At 66.5% G+C, this 15,746-nt stretch carries 12 protein-coding genes; 5 read left to right on the top strand and 7 right to left on the bottom strand.

Annotation, left to right across the window (positions count from 1 at the left end; translation table 11 throughout):
- The first annotated feature begins 85 nt into the window (after positions 1-85).
- Both bglX and RYM47_RS10020 read left to right on the top strand, forming a co-directional pair.
- Positions 86-2,260, top strand: coding sequence for a beta-glucosidase BglX (bglX, locus tag RYM47_RS10025; protein WP_315387609.1), 2,175 nt, complete (start codon positions 86-88; stop codon positions 2,258-2,260).
- 109 nt (positions 2,261-2,369) lie between these two features.
- A complete protein-coding gene (locus RYM47_RS10020) occupies positions 2,370-2,990 on the top strand; it encodes a hypothetical protein (RefSeq protein ID WP_315387608.1) in 621 nt (206 codons plus the stop codon).
- A 251-nt stretch (positions 2,991-3,241) separates the two neighbouring features.
- Here the strand turns inward: RYM47_RS10020 and RYM47_RS10015 are convergent, their stop codons facing one another.
- The gene (locus RYM47_RS10015; RefSeq protein WP_315387606.1) at positions 3,242-4,399 is read right to left on the bottom strand and encodes a PQQ-dependent sugar dehydrogenase; all 1,158 of its coding nucleotides are present in this window, start codon (positions 4,397-4,399) and stop codon (positions 3,242-3,244) included.
- 177 nt (positions 4,400-4,576) lie between these two features.
- Here RYM47_RS10015 and yiaA point away from each other — a divergent pair, with 177 nt between their 5' ends.
- Positions 4,577-5,008 (top strand): inner membrane protein YiaA, encoded by a 432-nt coding sequence (gene yiaA, locus RYM47_RS10010; RefSeq protein WP_315387604.1) that lies wholly within the window; start codon positions 4,577-4,579, stop codon positions 5,006-5,008.
- Between the two features lie 23 nt (positions 5,009-5,031).
- Here yiaA and RYM47_RS10005 read toward each other — a convergent pair whose 3' ends face one another.
- From RYM47_RS10005 to RYM47_RS09980, 6 genes are all read right to left on the bottom strand, one after another.
- Complete coding sequence (locus RYM47_RS10005; RefSeq protein WP_315387602.1) at positions 5,032-5,394, bottom strand: hypothetical protein; 363 nt, start codon at positions 5,392-5,394, stop codon at positions 5,032-5,034.
- 110 nt (positions 5,395-5,504) lie between these two features.
- Positions 5,505-6,800, bottom strand: coding sequence for an amino acid permease (locus RYM47_RS10000; protein ID WP_315387600.1), 1,296 nt, complete (start codon positions 6,798-6,800; stop codon positions 5,505-5,507).
- A complete protein-coding gene (locus RYM47_RS09995; protein ID WP_315387598.1) occupies positions 6,797-7,591 on the bottom strand; it encodes a L,D-transpeptidase family protein in 795 nt (264 codons plus the stop codon). The genes RYM47_RS10000 and RYM47_RS09995 overlap by 4 nt, the downstream gene beginning before the upstream one ends.
- A 17-nt stretch (positions 7,592-7,608) precedes the next feature.
- Positions 7,609-8,457: a MurR/RpiR family transcriptional regulator gene (locus RYM47_RS09990; RefSeq protein WP_315387597.1), complete on the bottom strand. Its 849-nt coding sequence runs from the start codon at positions 8,455-8,457 to the stop codon at positions 7,609-7,611.
- A gap of 7 nt (positions 8,458-8,464) precedes the next feature.
- The gene (locus tag RYM47_RS09985) at positions 8,465-9,571 is read right to left on the bottom strand and encodes a dipeptide epimerase (protein WP_315387596.1); all 1,107 of its coding nucleotides are present in this window, start codon (positions 9,569-9,571) and stop codon (positions 8,465-8,467) included.
- Entirely contained in the window at positions 9,571-11,013 is a 1,443-nt protein-coding gene (locus RYM47_RS09980) for an SH3 domain-containing protein (protein ID WP_315387595.1), read from the bottom strand. The genes RYM47_RS09985 and RYM47_RS09980 overlap by 1 nt, the downstream gene beginning before the upstream one ends.
- A 201-nt stretch (positions 11,014-11,214) precedes the next feature.
- Here RYM47_RS09980 and RYM47_RS09975 point away from each other — a divergent pair, with 201 nt between their 5' ends.
- Together RYM47_RS09975 and RYM47_RS09970 are read left to right on the top strand one after the other, a co-directional pair.
- Positions 11,215-12,630: a transglutaminase domain-containing protein gene (locus RYM47_RS09975; protein WP_315387653.1), complete on the top strand. Its 1,416-nt coding sequence runs from the start codon at positions 11,215-11,217 to the stop codon at positions 12,628-12,630.
- Positions 12,631-12,672: 42 nt separating this feature from the next.
- A complete protein-coding gene (locus RYM47_RS09970; protein ID WP_315387594.1) occupies positions 12,673-15,699 on the top strand; it encodes a TonB-dependent receptor in 3,027 nt (1,008 codons plus the stop codon).
- Positions 15,700-15,746: the final 47 nt, after the last annotated feature.

Below are 15,746 nucleotides of genomic sequence, written 5' to 3'. Positions count from 1 at the left end.
TGAAACTGAATGAAGAAACCTCTCGCCAAACGGCTCGGGATCGCTAGAATGCCGGGCTTGTAAACGTTTTCATCAAGGACTGCCGGTGGCCTCCGATCGCATCGAATCCCTCATTGCCCAGATGACCGTCGAGGAAAAGGTCGGCCAGCTGGGTGTCTTCGCGGACATGGTCCGCCCGTTCGCCCCGGACGTGAACCCGGAAGCCAACGTGCGCAATGCCGACCAGGTGCTGCAGCAGGTGCGCGAGGGCAAGGTCGGTTCCCTGTTCAACGGCGTGGGCGCCGAACTGGGCCGCCGCATCCAGCAGGTCGCCACCGAGGAGAGCCGCCTGGGCATCCCGGTGATCCTGGCTGCCGACGTCATCCACGGCATGCGTACCGTGTTCCCGATCCCGCTGGGCGAGGCCGCCAGCTTCGAACCGGACCTGGCCGAGCGCACCGCGCGCGCCACCGCCATCGAAGCCACCGCTGCCGGCCTGCACTGGACCTATGCCCCGGCCGTGGACATCGCCCGCGACCAGCGCTGGGGCCGTGGCGCCGAAGGTGCCGGTGAGGACGTGGTGCTGGGCTGTGCGTTCGCCGCCGCCCGCGTGCGCGGCTTCCAGGGCAGCAACCTGCGCGCCGCCGATTCGCTGCTGGCCACGCCGAAGCACTTCGCCGCCTATGGCGCGGTGATGGCCGGCATGGAATACAACATGGTGGACATCTCGCCGCAGACCCTGCGCGACGTGCATCTGCCGCCGTTCAAGGCCGCTTTCGATGCCGGCGCGATCACCGTGATGTCCTCGTTCAACGACATCAACGGCGTGCCGGCCAGTGCCAACGCCGAACTGCTGACCGACATCCTGCGCGGCGAATGGAAGTTCCCGGGCGTGGTGATTTCCGACTACACCGCCGACATGGAACTGGTCGCGCACGGCTATGCGGCCGACGACCGCGACGCCACCGCCAAGGCCTTCACCGCCGGCCTGGACCTGAGCATGCAGAGCGGCTTCTACGCCGTGCACCTGCCGGAGCTGATCGAAAGCGGCGACGTGCCGATGGCCACGCTGGACGAATCGGTACGCCGCATCCTCAACCTGAAGGAAGCGATCGGCCTGTTCGACGACCCGTACCGTTCGCTGGACCTCGAACGCGAAGCGGACACCTCCTATCTCGCCGCACACGACGAACTGTCGCGCGACGCCGCGCGCCGTTCGATCGTGCTGCTGAAGAACGAAGGCAGCGTGCTGCCGCTGCGCAAGGAAGGGCAGAAGATCGCGCTGATCGGTCCGTTCGTGCAGGACCGCGAGAACATCGAAGGCTGCTGGACGCTGTTCGGCGACAAGTCGCGCTACGTCACCCTGGAGGCCGGCGTGCGCGCCGCGATCAGCGACGATAGCCTGCTGGAAATCGTGCCCGGCTGCGAACTGGAAGCGGCGATGCAGGATGGCATCGAGCAGGCTGTAGCTGCCGCGCTGCGCGCCGATGTGGTGGTGCTGGCGCTGGGCGAGCCGCAGCGGTACAGCGGCGAAGCGCAGTCGCGCGTTGAAATCACCTTGCCGGCCGCGCAGCAGGCGTTGGCTGAAGCCGTGGCAATGACCGGCAAGCCGCTGGTGGTGCTGCTGCGCAATGGTCGCGCGCTGGCCCTGCAGGGCGCGGTGCGCAATGCGCAGGCCGTGGCCATCACCTGGTACCTGGGCACCCAGACCGGCCCGGCCGTGGCCGACGTGCTGTTCGGCGATTACAACCCGTCCGGCCGTTTGCCGGTGAGTTTCCCGCAGGTATCGGGCCAGCAGCCGTTCTTCTACAACCACCCGCGTACCGGCCGCCCCGAGCTGCCGACCATGTCCGAATTCAAGGCACGCTGGCGCGAGATTCCGAACGCGCCGTTGTACCCGTTCGGCCATGGCCTGGGCTACACCACCTTCAGCTACGGCGTGCCGCAGCTGGGCAACGCCAAGCTGGGTTGGGACGACACGCTGGAGATCACCACCACCCTGACCAACACCGGCGCAGTGGCGGGCGAAGAAGTGGTGCAGTTGTACATCCATGACCGCGTCGCCAGCCGCGTGCGGCCGGTGCGAGAGCTGAAGGACTTCCGCAAGGTGGCGCTGCAGCCGGGCGAAAGCACCGAAGTGCGTTTCACCCTGGACCGCCACGCCCTGGGCTTCACCGGTCGCGACGGCGTGTTCCGTGCCGAGCCGGGCCAGTTCGACCTGTGGGTGTGTGCCTCGTCGGCAGCTGGCGAACCGGTGGTGTTCGAACTGCTGGCGGAATAAGGTAGCGCCGGGCTCTGCCCGGCCGCCATCCTGGCATCGCGCGCAAACCGTCATCACCCAACCACGCCGCCCCGGCTACCCTGCGCGTTCGCACTTCATGGAGCCGCGCATGCGCCTGATCCAGATCCTGCTTCCCACGATGCTGCTGGCTGCCTGCAGCCAGCCGACCCCGCCGGCAGACGAGACGGCCGCGCCGTCGACTTCACCGCCGGCCACCGCACCTGCTGCTGCTGAAGACGCACCGCAGGCAGGCCTCTCGCCGGATGCGGTGGAGCCCAGCACCGCGCCCACGCCTGACACAGCCCCGGCCGTTCCCGGCACCGATTCCGCCGCCACGCCTGCGCAGGCCGCACCGGCCGAAGGTGGCGCACGCGAGCGCATCAACAGCCTGCTTGGCGATGCCGACAAGTACGAAAGCGTGTTCAACGATCTGCAGCGCGGAATTGCCGCGAATGATCGTGCCGCCGTGGCGGCACTGATGCGTTACCCGGTACGGGTCAGCATCGCCGGCAAGACGCAGAAGGTGGCGGACGCGGCAGCCTTCCAGCGCGACTACGACAAGATCGTGACCCCGTCGCTGGCCAAGCTGATTGGCAAACAAAAATTCGATCAGCTGTTCGTCAACTGGCAGGGCGTGATGCTCGGCCAGGGCGAGGTGTGGATCAATGGGGTGTGCCCGGAGAATGACTGCAGCAAGGCCGAGGTAAAGGTCAACAATATCGGCGAGTGAGCCGGGGCGTGACCCGGCGCGGGGCTCGCTGGGTGCGCGCCGGTAGGGTCGCATCCCGATCGACCGCCGTGGAATCGTCCGCGTTCGGTTGGGGCATGAATACCGGCGGGGACGGCTGTTGCTTCGCTCAGAGTCCTGCGTTCCCGAACGTTGCACCGTTACCGGCGGTCGTTTGGGAACCGACCCTACCGGTGCGCCGGTAGGGTTTGCATTATGCGTAGAGCCGGGCTCTGCCCGGCTCCACCGGTCCCTCAACCCTTAGGGGTCAGCTTCAACAGCTTCGCATTGCTGCCATCTTCCAGCAGCCAGATCGCGCCGTCCGGGCCCTGTTCCACTTCGCGGATGCGTTCGCCCATCAGGAAGCGCTCGGCTTCACGCGCGTTGTCGCCGTCGAAGGCCACCCGCACCAGCGAGGTCGACGACAGCCCGCCGATGAAACCACTGCCGGTCCACTGCGGGAACAGCTTGCCGCTGTAGATGATGAAACCGGCCGGCGAAATCACCGGGGTCCAGGTCACCTTCGGCGCGGCAAATTCCGGGCGGGTGTCATGGTCGGGAATCTCCCGGCCATCGTAGTGATTGCCGTTGGACACGATCGGGTAGCCGTAGTTGGCACCGCGCGTGATCAGGTTCAGCTCATCGCCACCGGCCGGGCCCATCTCGTGCACCCACAGCTTGCCGCGTGCATCGAAGGCAATACCCAGCGCATTGCGGTGGCCCAGCGACCACACCTGCGCCGCCACGCCACCCTGCGACGCGAACGGATTGTCGGCCGGCACGCTGCCGTCGTCGTTGAGACGGATGATCTTGCCCAGGTTGCCGCTCATGTCCTGCGCCGGATCGAACTTCTGCCGCTCGCTGGAGGTGATCCACAGCTTCCCGTCCGGTCCGAAGGCCAGGCGGTGGCCGTAGTGGCCCTTGCCTTCCACCTTCGGCGTCTGGCGCCAGATCACCTTCAGGTCTTCCAGCGTGCCGCTGCCATCGGCGGCCAGCACCAGCTTCGCACGCGCCACTGCGGCGCCGCGCGTGTCCTTCTCGCCTTCCTCGGCGTAGCTCAGGTAGACGAACTGGTTCTTCGCGAACTGCGGGTGCGGCAGGATATCGCCGAAACCGCCCTGGCCGCCGTAGGCCACCTTGGGCACGCCGGTGATCTCTGCGCTCTTCTTCGTCTGCACATTGAAGTGCTTGAGCCTGCCTTCCTTCTCGGTCACCAGCAGGCTGCCGTCCGGCAGGAAGCTCATGGCCCAGGGCTGGTCGAATCGTGCGACTTCGGTGGCGGTGAACGGCCACTGCGCCTTTTCCAGCTGGGGCGCGGCAGCGGCGCCAGCCTTGTCGGCGGCAACGCAGGCGGTGGTGAACAGGGCGGGGGTGACGGCAAGGGCAACGCTGAGCAGCAGGCGGCGGGTCATGGGAAATCTCCAGGGTGGGGACGCGAATGGCCAACCCGTGTTGTACAGCATGGCCATCAACAGGGCGTGGACCAGACGTCACCCCATAGGCGGGTGACCCTGAATCGGCTACCGTAGGCCCCGGCTGTCCGGGGGACGGCTGGCGTGGCACACCGCCTTCAAAACGGAGTTTGAACAATGAAATCCCAGGTCACCAAGCCGTCTCCGGCCTTCATCGCCGCCTCGTGGACCGCCCTGCTGCTGGGCGCGGTGGCCTATCTGGTCGGCCTGTTCAACGCCGAGATGGCGCTGAATGAAAAGGGCTACTACCTGACCCTGCTGCTGTTTGGCCTGTTCGCCGCCGTCTCGCTGCAGAAGAGCGTGCGCGACCGCGTAGAAGGCATCCCGGTCAGTGGCCTGTATTACGCGCTGTGCTGGTTCGCGGTGTTGGTATCGCTGTTGTTGCTGCTGGTCGGGCTGTGGAATGCCACCCTGCTGCTCAGCGAGAAAGGCTTCTACGGCATGGCGTTCGCGCTGAGCCTGTTTGGCGCGGTTGCCGTACAGAAAAACACCCGCGACCTGATGGCCGCGGGTGATAGCGACATTCCGCCGATTCCGCGCGCGGAATAAGCGGCAGTGACGTCGCGCGGTACTCAGGTGCCGCGCGGCACACCCTTGTCCAGGTGGGCCTGGTGCAGGGCGGTGGACTCGTCCCAGCCCCGGCGCACTGCATTGCGGGCCTGGTTCCAAGTGAGTTTGCTGGTGGCCTGTTCACGCGCCCAGCGCGATTCCAGTTCAGCTTCCACCTGCTCATAGGCTTCAATCACTTCATCGGCGCGGGTGCGCGTGTGACGGAAGCTGTGGCCCAGGTAATAGGCCGGCTCGTAGTCTTCAAAGCGCTGGTCGCTGTCGTAGTACGGCTCGGCGCTGAAGCGTTCACGCCAATAGTCGGATACGGCTTCGCGCGGCACGCCATCTTCCGGCACCCGGCCGGGAATCTGGTAATCAGGGCTCATGTCTGGCTCCGGTGGGGTGAGGCTCTACCGTAGCCAGAACGCGGTTAACGCCGTGGGCGCGTGGGGTGAATGATGGGTCAAGGTTGCCACGCAGGGCGTGGCACTACCGGTCAACCGGTGTTTTTTCGGGGCAGCAGATAGATGACCGCCCCCACCGCAAACGCGATCAACGCAGCCGCGATGTTCTGCCAGCTCGCGCTCGCGAACAACGCCAGGCACAGCACCAGCGCCAGGATCGGAATCAACGGACCACCGGGCAACTTCAACGCACCGGGGCGATCGCGAAACCGCCGCGCCAGTACGATCACCGCCGCCGCCGTACCGATATACGCGAACAACCGCGTGGTCATTGACAACAACGCCAGCTGCACGAACGAACCCGACAACGCCAGCACCAGTGCGATCAACCCCTGGGTGACGATCGCCGCCGCCGGCGTGCGGAAGCGCGGGTGCACCTGCGCCAGCAGCTTCGGCCCATACCCGTCGCGGGCCAGCGCGAACAGGAAGCGCGGCCCCATCATCATCGTGTTGCTGTTGGTGCCCAGGATCGAGATCGTCGCACCCACGGTCAGGATCAACGCCAGCGCCTCACCGCCGAACCCCGCCGCCGCATCGGCCAACGGCGTGGCCGAATCAGCCAGTCCCGGCAGCGTGCCCTGCGCGATGAACTGCACTGCGCCGTAGATCACCGTGACCGTGATGATCATCGTGATCAACGCGAACGGAATATCCCGGCGCGGGTTGCGGTACTCGCCCGCCGCAGCCGGAATGTTCTCGAACCCCGCATAGGCATACAGCAACAGCAACGCCGCCTCGCCCATGCGCTGCAGGTCATGCGGATCCGGGCGGGTGCCGGAGAACGCCAGGTCGGTGTCCACGTAGAACGCACCGATCGCCACGAACAGCAGCAGCGGCAGCATCTTGCCGATCACCAGCACGATCCCGGTCCGCGCCGCCGAACGTACCCCGGCCACGTTCACCGCGGTCAGGAAGCCCAGCGACGCCACGATCACCAGCACCCGTCCGAGGTCATGCCCGGCCCACGGCCAGAACCGCGCCACCGCATCGGCCAGTGCATTGCTCAGCGCCGCCGCGGAGCTGATCCGGGTCAACCAGATCATCCAGCCGATCTCGAACCCGGCAAAGCGACCGAACGCCTCGCGTGCATACAGGTAACTGCCACCCGGCTCGTCGAAGTAACTGGCCGCCTGCGCGTAGCACAGCACCAGCAGCGCCACGACGATGCCCGCCGCGACCACGCCCCACAGGCTGAATGGGCCCAGCAGGAGCACCGTGGCTGCCGGCAGCAGGTAGATGCCACTGCCGACCACATCGTTGATCGACAGCCCCACGATCTGCCAGCGGCTGACCGCGCGTTCCAGTTGCGGTTCGGGCGTGGCGCTCATTCAGCGGCCCCGGCGAGCACCGGCAACTGCCAGTCCTGTTGCAGGCGCTGGTACTGCGCGCGCGGCAGCAGCACGAACACCGGCTTCTGCGCCGGGTCCAGCCATTTCAGCAGCGCCGCCATGTGCTCGGGCTGCATCGCGGTGCAACCGGCCGTGGCCTCACCGGGCGTGCGCCACAGATGCGCGAAGATGCAGCTGCCCCGGCGCGGTTCGGCAGCGGGGTTGTGTTCGATCACGAAGCCCTGGCGATACCGCACGTCGCCCTTGTTGTGCAGGTCCAGTCGCATCGGCTCGGTGGAGCCTTCCACCGCCTCGGCACCCACCACGTCCGCATCCACGATACGGTTGTAGTACTTCGAATCCGGCACGTCCATGCAGTAGCTGCTGTCCAGCATCGGCTGGTAGGGCAGGGACGTGGTGGCCTTGTCGGCGTAGCCGAACGCGGTGCCGATGGTGAAGATGCCGGCCGGGCTGCGCCCGTCGCCTTCCTGCTTGACCGGTTCGCCGGGCTGCTGCGGTCCGTCGCCGTTGGCCGCCGGCACCAGGCCAACGCCCCATGCGCTGCCCGTGCGGCCCACCGCCACAGCAAACGCCTCACCCTGCGCCTGCCAGCCCTTCGCCGTGCGCGCATACGCCTGCAGCCGGCCCTGGGTGGCGTCCCACCCATCGGTGGTGACCACGATCATCTGCCGGTGGTCCTGCAGCGGCGCCACCGCCGGGGTCAGCGCGGCAACGGGCAGGGCACTGGCAACCAGCACGGCGGCAACAGCGGTACGCAGCAACGACAGCATCGGGCAGGCTCCGGCAATCAGGTATCGATCAGGTGTTCGATCCGTTCCAGGTTCACCCCGAGCTGGCGGTGGCGGTCCGGGTTGGCGTGGCAGAGCAGCACGAACACGAAGTCCAGCAGCGACTGCAAGGCAGAACGGTACAACAGTTGCGCCACGTGCGGCGCCGGATCGTGCGCGCACACCACCAGCGCGCCGTCGGCATGCGCGCGCAACGGGTTGGCACTGTGCCGGGTGATCGACACCACTTTGCCGCCCATGTCCTGGAACTGGCGCGACAGCTGGAACAGCTGCGGCAGCTTGCCGAATTCGGAGAACACCAGCAGCACATCCCCGGGGCGCGCGGCCGAGAGGTTGGCCATCATCAGGATCGGGTCGGCGTGGTGCACGGTGAGCATGCCCAGCAGCGAGAGGCGCATCGCGAATTCACGCGCGTACAGCCCGTCGTCGCCCAGCCCGTACACGAACAACTTGGGCGCGTCGTCGATCAGCCGCACGATCGCCTCCACGTCGGCCTGCGGATTGGCCAGCCGGGTTTCCTCGTCGGCCGCCGTGCGGCTCAGGCGCAGGCGCTCGGCCAGCTGGTCGTAATCGTTGGCCGGGGCGGCGGTTGGGGGGCTGGTGCCGCCCTCATTGCCGGCGCGGGCTACCGCCTGGCCGATGGAATACTTCAGGTCCGGGTAGCCCTTGAAGCCCAGCTTCTGGCTGAACTTGACCACGCTGGACTGGCTGATCCCCAGCGCGCTGGCCAACTGCTGCGAGGAGTAGTCGCGCAGCAGGTGGGCGTTGTCGAGGATGAAGTCGGCAATGCGGCGTTCGATCGCCGACATGTGGTCACGCTCGGAGCGGATTTTCACCAGGGGCGGCATGCGCGCTTCACCATGTGGGCGGTTTCAACATCTCCAATCCTCGCACCTCTGTGATGCCCAACCCCGGCGCATCGCTGATGGTGATCTCGGACTCGTTGAAATGTACCCCGCCGGTGACCGGATTGAACTGTCCCAGTGACGGCCCGTCCAGGTCCACCTTGGTGATGATCTCGCTCTTGGCCACCGCCAGGTGCACCGCTGCCGCCACGCTGATGCTCGACTCGATCATGCAGCCGATCATGCACGGCACGCCGTAGATGGCGGCGATGTCGGCAATCCGGATCGCGTTGGAGAGCCCACCGGTCTTCATCAGCTTGATGTTGATGATGTCCGCCGCGCGCTGCTGGATCAGGTCGAACACCTGGCCCGGGTTGAACACGCTCTCATCGGCCATCACCGGCGTATTGACCCGGTCGGTCACATACTTGAGCCCGCTGATGTCGGCCGCCTTCACCGGCTGCTCCAGCAGTTCCAGCACCACCCCGGCGTCTTCCAGCGTTCGCATGGCATGTACCGCCTGCTTGGCAGTCCAGCCCTGGTTGGCGTCCAGGCGCAGCAGTGCACGACCCTGCACCGCCGCATGGATCGCCTTGACCCGCTCGATGTCCAGCCCGATGTCCTTGCCGACCTTGATCTTCAGCGACTCGAAACCCCGGTCGATGGCCGACAGCGAATCGGCCACCATCTTGTCGATGTAGTCCACGCTGATGGTGATGTCGGTGGTGATCACCGGGTCCCCACCGCCCAGCATCTGGTACAGCGGTGCGCCGTGCAGCTGCGCCCACAGGTCGTACACCGCGATCTCCACCGCCGCCTTGGCGCTGGTATTGCGCTCCATCGACGACTGGATCAGCGCGCAGATGCGGTTGAGGTTCGCCACTTCCTGACCGATCAGGCGAGGCTTGATGAAGCGGTCGATTGCTTCGACGATCGACCCGTGGGTATCGCCGGTGATCACGGCCGTGGCCGGCGCTTCACCGTAACCGGTATGACCGCTGTCGGTGCGGACCAGCACCACCACGTCTTCCACCGTATCCACGGTGCGCAATGCGGTTTTGAACGGGGTTTTCAGCGGCACGCGCAGCATGCCAAGTTCAATGTCGGTGATTTTCATCAAGGAGTCTGGGGCCGGATGCGCTGGATGTTGGTGATGCGGTCGATGTAACTGACGGTGTCGCTGGCCATCATCGGCTGCAGCGGGGTCACCGATACCCCATTGAGGTGTGCCTGTACGCGGGTGCCGGCCGGCCCGAACCAGCTGCCACCGGAGGTGTCGTGGATCATCCAGGTCTGTCCGTCCAGCTGGCCGATGGTGACCATCACATGGCCCGGGATGTAGACCAGGTCGCCCACCTGCAACTGCTGCGCGGCGGCGTTGCGTTTGGCTTTGTTGTCCGCCGCGGTGAAGGCGATGCGGTCCAGCGCCGGGCTCACCGCCTGCGCGCTGGTATTGCGCGGCATCAGCACGCCAAAGCTGCGGTAAATCTCCGAAACGAAGCCGCTGCAGTCGCGGGTGTCATACGAGTGACCCCAGCCATAGCGCTCGCCCAGGAATTTGAAGGCCTGGTTGAGCAGGTTGCGCGGGGTCAGCGGCAGGTAATCGGCGGCGGTGTCCTGCGAGCGCGGCAGCAGCGCCGGCACCAAGGCAAGCGAGCCGTCGGCATTGCGCACCGGCAGCTGCACCACGTGCGCGGCATGTGCCTGCTGGCCGTTCACGGTCTGCGCCTGGGGCCAGTCGGCCAGCACCGGCAGGCGCACGCCCATGTCCAGCTGCAACCGCGACACGCGCGGTTCCTCAGGCGTGAACGCAGTGAACGCGGTCGCGCCGGTCACCACCCGATACGGGCCGTGCTGGCCGTAACCGAGCACCGTGGCCGCATCGCCGATTCCTACAAAGCGTTTCTCGATCCAGGCCGAATAGCGCTCGCTGGTGATGAACAGCCACTTTCCATCCGCGCTTTCATGCAGCACCGCCACCGCATCGCCCGGGAACAGCGCGGACTCCTGGAAGCGGTCGATGTCGGTGTCGTCCTGCGAGGTGAACACCCGCAGCGCGGTCGGGAATGCGCGCAGGTCGGCGCGGTGGGTCACCAGTCCGTACTGCAGCGGTCGGGCGGCGGGAATCGCAGCCAGTGCCAGGTTGGCCTCGATGCTGCTGCGCGCCGTCGCGGCAACCGGCTGCCCGTCCACACCGAACAGCGCCTTTTCCGGCCAGCGCGACAGCTTCTGGATATCGGCCAGCACCTGCGCGCGCGGCAGCGACGCGGGCAATGCCCGCAGGTCGTGAATGGAGCCGTCTTTGGCGCGCATGCGCGCGTTCTGCGCTTCAATGCCGGCCCGGTCCAGGATCACCCGGTCCGCATCGGGCAGCCGCGCGGCCCAGAACGCAGGGTCCAGGTAGGCCTCGCGCAGCCCGACCACGCCGCCGAAATCCGGGGCGGTCGCAACCGAAGCCTCGGCCCACGCGGCAGTGCCGGGCAGGGCCAGCATCGCCGCCAGCACTACGCGTGCCGGCCACGCAAGCCGCGCGGGGCGGCGGGGGGAAGCCTGGATCATGGAGCGGTCATCCTCCTCGGAAGCGTCAGGAATATTTATTCCTTTTTTCAGCGAAAGCAAGAATAAATTATTGACCCCCTGTCAGGCCCGTGTTACACAGCGATTACCACCCGCACGTTGGGAAGTGTCGCTGTGGATCTGCCCGTTAGCAAACCGCGTTCTGCCTCGACCTTCGCCCGTCGCGCCGCCACGGCGTGCCTGCTGCTGGGCCTGGCGTCGTTGCAGACGCCGGTGCTGGCCGAGGACGCGCTGATCGTGCAGATCGACCAGGGCCAGTTCGCCGCGGCCGAGGCGGTCATCACCGACCGGCTGGCAGACCCTTCGCTCAGCACGGAGCAGCGGGCCGCGTATGCGTTCCAGCGCGAGCGCATGCGCCGCATGCGGTTGGATTTCAGCCTGGACCAGGCACAGGCGAAGGCCCAGGTGCGCAAGCAGATTCCGGACCTTCGCGATGACGAATTCGCGCGCTGGGACGCCGCCGGCCTGATCGAACACCTGGACATCGACGGCCAGCGCCGTTACTTCAAACGCGCGCCGTCCAATCTTTTCCGGGTGAGTGCCGAAGCACGCGCACGCCGCGCCCCCAACGTGCCGCTGCCCACCGACGGCCCGTACGAGAACCTCGCGCCACACCACTACGAGATCATCGCCGCAGCCAGGGAAACCAGCGCGACCAGCCTGGTGCCGCGCCGTGTCGAAGTCACCCAGTCGATCACGGTCAAGCCCGACGTCGTACCCGCCGGCGAACAGCTGCAGGCGTGGATCCCGTACCCGCGCGCCATCGCCGGCCAGCAGGAAGACATCACCTGGATCGCCCCGCAACAGGGCGCGGAGATAGCCCCCGAATCGGCCCAGCAGCGCACCGTGCACCTGCAGCAGAAGGCCGTGGCCGGAAAGCCGACCCGCTTCGAGATCCGCTACGCGGTCACCGTGTACGCGCGCCACATCGCCATCGACCCGGCCAAGGTGCTGCCGACCCCGAACGATCCGGCACTGCAGCCCTACCTGGCTGAGCAGCCACCGCACGTGGTGTTCACGCCGGCCCTGCGCGCGTTCTCGCAGCGCGTGGTCGGTACAGAAACCAACCCGTATGCCATCGCCCAGAAGCTGTTCGACGCCGTCGACCAGATCCCCTGGGCCGGTGCGCGCGAGTACTCCACCCTCTCCAACATCAGTGACTACGCCCTGCATGCCGGCCACGCCGACTGCGGCCAGCAGACGCTGCTGTTGATCGCCCTGCTGCGCCTCAACGGCATTCCCGCGCGCTGGCAGTCGGGCATGGTCTATTCCGATGACAAGGTGGGCTACAACAACCTGCACGACTGGGGCGCGCTGTACCTCGCCCCGTACGGCTGGGTGCCGATGGACGTCACCACCGGCCGCCTGAAGAGCGCCGACCCGGCCCTGCGCGACTTCTATTTCGGTGGGCTCGACGCCTACCGCATCGCCTTCAACGACGATTTCCAGCAACCGCTGCAACCGGCCAAACGACATCCGCGCTCGGACACCGTCGACTCGCAGCGCGGCGAAGTCGAATGGTCCGGCGGCAACCTGTACTTCGATCAATGGAATTACGACTTCCAGTCGCACGTCGTGCCGGTGAAGTCCTCGCACTAATCAGCAACATCACCATTTCACCCTTGAAGGAGAGAGCAGGGAATGAAAGCGAACGGTTTGAAGCGGGCGGCGCTGTGCGTCGCGTTGGGGGCGTGTCTGGGCAGCCTGGTGCCCACCGTGGCATTCGCACAGGCCGTCAGTGGTGCCGTGGCCGGTCGGGCCAGCGCTGGCGACCAGATCACCGTGGTCAGCACCAGTACCGGGCAGACCCGCACGGTCACCGCCAGCGCCGACGGCACCTATCGCCTGGGCCAGCTGCCGGTGGGCGACTACCAGTTGCAGCTCAGCCGCGACGGCCAGAACCTCGGTGAGCCGGTTGCGGTGAGCGTGGCCATCGGCGGCACCACCACGGTCAACCTGGGCAGTGGCGGCGGCGTGGTCAACCTCGACGCGCTGCAGGTAGTCGGCACACGCGTGGTCAACCGGGTGGACGTGTCCACCACCGAAACCTCGTTCAACGTCAACCGCCAGGAACTGGAGCGCCTGCCGGTGGCGCAGGACCTGTCCGCGGTGGCGCTGCTCGCCCCCGGCGTTGTCGGCGGCAATTCCACCTTTGGCGGACTGTCGTTCGCGGGTTCCTCGGTGGCCGAGAACGCGGTGTTCATCAACGGTCTCAACGTCACCGACATGTACACCCGGCGTGGCTTCTCCAGCGCACCGTTCGCGTTCTTCAACGAGTTCCAGGTCAAGACCGGCGGCTACTCGGTGGAGTTCGGCCGTTCCACTGGCGGCGTGATCAACGCCGTGACCCGCTCGGGCAGCAACGAACTCAAGGGCGGTATCGAGATCACCGCCGAGCCGAGCGCGTGGCGCTCCAGCGGGCGCGACCACTTCCATCGCGACGGCACGCCGCATTCCTACGCCAGCCGTGACGACAGCTCGTTCTTCAAGACCAACGTGTGGGGCTCCGGCGCCCTCGTGCAGGACAAGCTGTTCCTGTTCGCGATGTACGAAGATCGCAACGACAGCGGCCACAACACCTCCAACGACGCCCTTACCTGGTTCAAGAACGAAGCCGACAACGGCTTCTGGGGCGCCAAGCTCGACTGGAACATCACCGACAACCACAGCATCGCGCTGCTCGCGTTCTCCGACGAAGGCGATGTCACCAACGGTTCCTACAACTACGACTGGGACGAGAACGAGATCGGCCAGTGGGGCGGCGATTCGGTCACCGAGAGCGGCGGCCGCAACTACTCGGCCACCTATACCGGCCACTTCGGTGAAACCTTCACCGCGCGCGCCATGGTCGGCCAGAACAACCAGCGTGCCTTCACCAGCTCCTCGCTGGACGAAGCCTGCAGCCCGGTGTTCACCGACGCCAGTTACGCCTCTCGACTGGGCAAGCTCAACGGCCTGCGCCCGGGCTGCCACCCGACCGGCGCCGCCGTGGCCGAACGCGACGACACCCGCGACGTGGCCCGCCTGGACTTCGAATGGCAGCTCGGCCGCCACCTGCTGCGCTTCGGCGTGGACCGCGAGCTGATGACCACCGAGCAGTCCACCCGCTATCCGGGGCCGAGCCAGCTCAGCTACACCGCCTACGTGGCCCGCCCGGGCGACGAAGTGTGGGACGGCGCCAACGCGTTCGTACCGCCGGGCGTGACCGAGATGCTGCGTGGCCGCAACCGCGTCTCGGGCGGTACCTTCGAAACCGAAGCGAATGCCTTCTATCTTGAAGACATCTGGAACATCACACCCAACCTCATGCTCAACCTGGGCGTGCGCTGGGATCGCTTCGAAAACCGCACCGCCGACGGCGACGCCTTCATCAAGATGGACGACCTCATCGCGCCGCGCGTGGGCTTCTCCTGGGACGTGAAGGGCGACGCCACCACCAAGCTGTTCGGTAACGCCGGCCGCTACTACCTGCCGGTGACCAACAACATCAACGTCAACTTCGCCGGCGGCCTCACCGACGAGTACTCCTACTTCGTGCTCGACGGCTGGCAGCAGCAGGCCAACCCGGTCACCGGCGCGCCGTACGCGGCGCCGATCATCGGCCAGCAGATCGGCCCGGTCGACACCCGCATGAACACCGGTGCCGCCGACCTGCGCCAGAGCGTGGACCGCGACCTCAAGGCGGTGTACCAGGACGAATACATCCTGGGCTTCCAGAGCATGATCAACCAGGCCTGGTCGTGGGGCGTCAACGCGACCTACCGCACCATGGACCGCGCGCTGGACGACCTGCGCCTGAACTACACCCCGTGCGGCCCGACCGGTACCACCCTGTGGCCGATCGCCAACCCGGGCGAAAGCCTGACCATCTGGGGCGACTCCAGCATCGGCTGCGCCACCGAAGGCTGGATCACCATCGACACCGCCAACAGCGGCTACCGCAAGGGCGGCAGCGGCGAAGTGGTCGGTTACTCCAAGCCCAAGCGCACCTACAAGGCGCTGGAATTCCAGCTCGACCGCGGCTGGGACGAGAAGTGGCTGTTCAACGCGTCGTACCTGTGGTCGCGCAGCGACGGCAACTTCGAAGGGCCGGTCAATTCCGATACCGGCTATGGCGACACCGGCATGGTCCAGCACTGGGACCACCCCTCCAACAACGAACGCTATGGCGTGCTGTTCAATGACTTCCGCCATCAGTTCAAGCTGCGCGCGGCGTATGCGTTGAACGAAATGTGGTCGTTCGGTACCACCCTGCAGGTGCAGTCCGGGGGCCCGATCACCGCCTTCGGCGTGATGTGGCCGGGCGATACCGTGGCCGGCGGCAGCACCTCCAACGAAAGCGGCGGCGGTGGCACCGGCTGGCTGTGCGTGGCCAACTGTTCCGGCCCGTACGACCAGCGCCAGTTCGACTACACCCCGCGCGGCGCCTACGGTCGCCTGCCGTGGACCTGGACCATGGGCGCGAATGTCACCTGGCGCCTGCCGGTGGAGGGCATCGACCTGAGCGTGCGGCTGTCGGTGTTCAATCTGTTCAACAACCAGACCGTCATCAACGTACACCAGCGGTACGAAGCCCAGCCGGGCCAGTACCGCGAGAACACCTTCAACACCGGGACGCGCTGGCAGGCCCCGCGCTACACCCAGCTGATGGCGACCTGGAACTTCTGATCGCTGCACCACCGCCGGGCCGCAGGACACGCTGCGGCCCGGCATTT

This window comes from uncultured Stenotrophomonas sp. (genome assembly GCF_963519125.1).
Lineage (GTDB): Bacteria > Pseudomonadota > Gammaproteobacteria > Xanthomonadales > Xanthomonadaceae > Stenotrophomonas.
This window is presented reverse-complemented; position numbering and strand designations above follow the sequence as displayed.